The sequence below is a fragment of the Schlesneria sp. genome, from assembly GCF_036405755.1.
In the GTDB taxonomy this organism is placed as follows: Bacteria; Planctomycetota; Planctomycetia; order Planctomycetales; family Planctomycetaceae; genus Schlesneria; species Schlesneria sphaerica.
In genome coordinates this window covers 1-4136 of sequence record NZ_DASWWZ010000147.1, presented here as the reverse complement: position 1 = coordinate 4136, position 4136 = coordinate 1, and the positions used below count along the sequence as shown (strand labels likewise).

Genomic DNA, 4136 nt, shown 5'->3' with positions numbered 1-4136 from the left:
CCGATGATCGTGATGGGCTACGCATCGACGGCCCAACGTGACGGGGACCTGGCACAGTTTGAACTGCGGCTGGGGAAGGTCGGGATGTTTCAGGCGGACACGGCGTTTGAAACGGTCGCCTATCTGCCAGACGTTCGAATGGCCGCACTGCGGCAAGGCTTGGGCCGGTCTGACGCGATTCATGGATACTGGCGGCAGATCTGGATCACGTTTGAACAACTCAGACCACCGGCATAGGCGGGACCATGTACCTGGGAGGTTTTCAGATCACCGATGTGGGCTGGCTGGGACCGCAGGCCGTGTACTGTGATTTTGATTCGCCGTATGTGGATGGGTGGCTCTGGCAGCTGTACGCCAATCGGACGTTGATCGGGTCGACTCGCCTACCAAGTGAGCGGCGTGTTGTTGGGCAACTCGTCCCCAGCATCTCGCCCACGCCGCTCACTTTGGTGCGAATCGCCGTCGGAGACATCAACGTCGATTATGGCAACCAGATTCCTCGTCAGCCGTGGAATCGGTTTCGTCTGCGGTGGACGACCAGCGGTTCTGCGAACGTCGCACGATTCGCGGTGAAGCGGTCTGCCGTGCCGGGAGGTCCGGCATCTCTGTTCGTCGCCTACGTCCCGTTCAGTGGCGATGGCGAGTACTCGTTTGACCCGGAACCAGTCGACGGATCGGGTGTGTGGACCTACGCGATTGTGCCAGAGGATACGGCAGGTTCCGAAGGTGCACCAATTTCGTCTGCAGTCTCTGTAATGTTACCGCCGGACGACGTCTCTGCAGACGATGCGGGCAAACGATTCACAGTCAATGTTTCGGCGGGCGTTTCGACGGTCGCCTTCCGTTATTGAAGGGGTTAGCGTGCGTTTCTCACAACCAGACGCGTCCAGTCTGAACAAATACTTGACGGTGACGGATCCCGTCCTGAATCAGGTATTCGACCGGGCGGACAATACTTGGAAGTCGTTGGGATCGGCGACGAATCCCGCGTTTGTATGCGCAGAGACCAGCCTGGGGGCGACGTCGCTCTATCACGTCGCGATTCCCCTGGCCACGATCTCGCCCAATATGACTCCGCGGGACATTGTGGTCACCATGTACACTCGCGCGGGCGGGTCCCCGGCGCCGCTCACCGATACGGCGTCAGTCCAGAACTGGGCGCTACGAGTCTGTGCGGGTCAGCAAGTTCCAAACGATCCCGCCGGTGTGCCGTTTGAGGTTGACGTGACAGCCAATCTGACGACCACGATGGGGACGAGCATGCATCTGACTGCGGAGCTGCGGCGGAACGGTGTGACGGTCCCGCTGAAGACGCTGGATCCGGCCGCCACCTGCTCCCTCGTTGTCACGCAGGACGCAACCGCCTCGGCGGGGGCTCGTGTGGCTCAGTTCTCGATGTCGACGGGTGATGTGGGAGTAACGAACGCCAGTCATCGATTCGAAGCGGAATACGCTTCGCCTGGTCTGGCCAGTAACCGGGGTTTCACAGCTGTCGCCACGATCACTGCGGGTGGGGTGACTTATACCGGTTCCTGCAAGTTCACGACGTACTGAGGTGTGCCTGTGTTATTTGCTCGCAATCGCTCCATCTGTCTGACGAATCGTCCATTCGAGGGATCGAAGGGGGCGAAGCTCTACGCAGGCCTCGGGGGACCGGATCAGATTCCGTATCGGCATCATAAGATTCTCGACGGTCGCCACCCGCCGCTGAATCCACCCGCCAGCAATGATACGTCGATTGCGACGGTGGTTTCGCCCGTCAATCAATTTGTGACCGCGTTACCTGCCGCATGGTGGGGACGGGATGATATCTGGCTGCAGGTCCGAACGTTCGAAGGGGACCATGAGAACGAGTCCATCCATGGACCGCGAAACGTGGCACTGGATGGAAACGGGGACGTGATCGGGATTGTGGCGGGTGCAGCGAATGTCCTGGGAGTCGACGTCGGTTCGACGGGATCCGCCACGATTCGATTTGTGTGGACGCCTGAGCCGAATTGTGCCGCCTTGACAGATTTCGCCGCCGTCTGGCTGTCGGGGCCGTCAGTGCTGGGGACACTGCTGCAAGCTCCCTCGGGGTCGCGGATTCAGGCATTTTTGCTGACGGGCCTTTCTGCAGGAACCTACTCATTCCGTCTCGAGGCCCGGGCCGGAGCTGTCGCCTTAGTGCTGGCCACGGCCAATGTGGTGATTCCTGCCGTTCCTTCTACGACCGCCACCCTGACGGCCGTAGAACATTGAAACTGAAAGGCAACTATGCCAACCGCCCCCTCTCGCTCGTCGGCAAGTTCGTTGCTGCTCAATGCCACAAAGTTCGTCGTGCTACTCGGCCCTGACAGCGGGGCAACGCCGACGATGGCCGATGAGGTCGACTACCTGATCCCCTTGTCCGCGTCCATCTCTTCAGCCGGCCGTCGCGATGATGTCTTGACGTTCGCCTGGCGTGATATGCCCCGGCTCGTCGACACGACAACCCCGGTGGGGATGAAGCGGCAGATTGAACTGCGTGCGATCGATGAGAACGGAGACCCGACAATCGTGGTCGGCTGGGGCCAGATGGCCCGGCAGCCGCAGAGGATTGATGAGTCAAGCGAGGTCGTATCGATCGAGGCTCGCATCGGTGACCAGCATTTCGGCAAGCGATTGACCTTCTATCCGACGTGGTCAGTCGTCACGAGTAGCCGCCTGGACGTTGATCGTGAACTGGTCTTTAACCCTGAAATTGACGGTGTCGTCAGGCCGAATCGAAGCTGGAAATCGGACGGAACGAATCAGTGGAACTACGTTCTCGATTGGGATTCAATCTGGACGCCTCGGGCAGTTTCGTTTCAACAGGGAACGGCATCGCTCTGGACGGTGCAGGAAGTCGTGCTGGCTCTCTGCTGGTGGCTGAACCCGGAACAGACCTACATCAAGAATCCCACGAAAGCTGAATTGGCTGCGACGTGGAGCCAGTTTGGTGAAGTGCCGCCGATTAAGAATGTCGCAATTCCCTATGGCGCGTCGCTTCCTGATGCTTTGGACGCTTTACTCATTCCTCTGCATATGAGTTGGCATTTGGAGCACTCGATCGAGGGGGGAGAGCGGAAGACACGTTTGCGATTCTTTCAGCGGGGTACCGGTCCCACAAAACAGGTACTGATGCAGCGGCCGGGGGAATCACGCGATGTCAAAAAGACAAATATCCTCAGTTTTGATGCGTCGTATTCGGTGATTGATTTGGCAAACCGGATCGAGTGCTACGGCCAGTTGGAACAAGTGGAACTGACCTGCATTCTCCGGAAGGGCTGGCGAACTACTTACGACACGGTTCCGCTCAGCCAATTAACGGTCGGGCAGTCGATGTACAACACGAATCCGGAGATTGGTCGTCTTTGGGTGTTGAACGAGTCAAACGAGTACGATGGTTTGCGGCCGGAAATCACGGGCGTTCATGGCGGGGATCTGGACGCTGCGGATTTCACGGGGAAATTGGTCCGCCGCCGACGGCGGTTCTTACGGTGCCTGAGTCAGCATGTCGATGCAGACGACAGGGAATCGAACGGGTACCGCGTCGACTGGTGGGACGCGTTTCAACCTGGTGCCACGAATCCTGAAACCAAGAGTGATCCCGGCTGGAAGCGCGTCAAATGGCCGTTCGCCGTGCTGGAAAAACAGTGCGGCATCATGTTCGACGGGGAGACGCCTCCCGAAGAACTGTGGCGTAAGATTCGGTCTGGCAATGCGGCGCAGGCGCTGGTCAGAATCACCGCCACGATTGTCGGGGATCGTCGCGTCTCTGGTATCGCCACCAGAAAGCCGGACTCTGTGAACGGACTGGATATGACGCTGGTCCTGGACGTATCCGACAAGTTCCAAAAGTCGAAGATTTCGACAAGGTCCATTTACTCCGGGGCCCCGACAGAGGCCCGGGACGACACAACCGCGATCAAGGAATATGCGGACAAGGTTCAGGGGATCGAAGATGTGATGCGTCTGGATTGTTCGATCCGGCTGGAAAGGTTCCTGCATCCCGAATTGAAGATCGGCGACTTGCTGCCGAAAGTCAGCGGCCGGAATTTGTCGTTGAAGCTGAATTCGACCGGTCGGGCGCCGCAGATCATCGGGTTCAACATGGACTGTCAGCAGCAGTGTAT

At 58.7% G+C, this 4136-nt stretch carries 5 protein-coding genes; all 5 read left to right on the top strand.

Annotated elements, in window-relative coordinates:
* The coding region (locus tag VGE80_RS05045) for a hypothetical protein (protein ID WP_440591898.1) at positions 1 to 237 on the top strand (237 nt) is incomplete at its 5' end.
* Between the two features lie 8 nt (positions 238 to 245).
* On the top strand, positions 246 to 851 hold the full coding sequence (locus tag VGE80_RS05040; protein ID WP_440591897.1) for a hypothetical protein: 606 nt from the start codon (positions 246 to 248) through the stop codon (positions 849 to 851).
* A gap of 10 nt (positions 852 to 861) precedes the next feature.
* Positions 862 to 1554 (top strand): hypothetical protein, encoded by a 693-nt coding sequence (locus VGE80_RS05035; RefSeq protein ID WP_440591896.1) that lies wholly within the window; start codon positions 862 to 864, stop codon positions 1552 to 1554.
* A 9-nt stretch (positions 1555 to 1563) separates the two neighbouring features.
* On the top strand, positions 1564 to 2241 hold the full coding sequence (locus VGE80_RS05030; protein WP_440591895.1) for a hypothetical protein: 678 nt from the start codon (positions 1564 to 1566) through the stop codon (positions 2239 to 2241).
* 15 nt (positions 2242 to 2256) lie between these two features.
* Positions 2257 to 4136, top strand: a 1880-nt coding sequence (locus VGE80_RS05025; RefSeq protein WP_440591894.1) for a hypothetical protein, incomplete at its 3' end; no start/stop codon positions are given.

Coding starts and splice junctions, on each gene's coding strand:
- VGE80_RS05040 (WP_440591897.1), top strand. CDS start 246: ATGTACCTGGGAGGTTTTCAGATCACCGATGTGGGCTGGCTGGGACCG.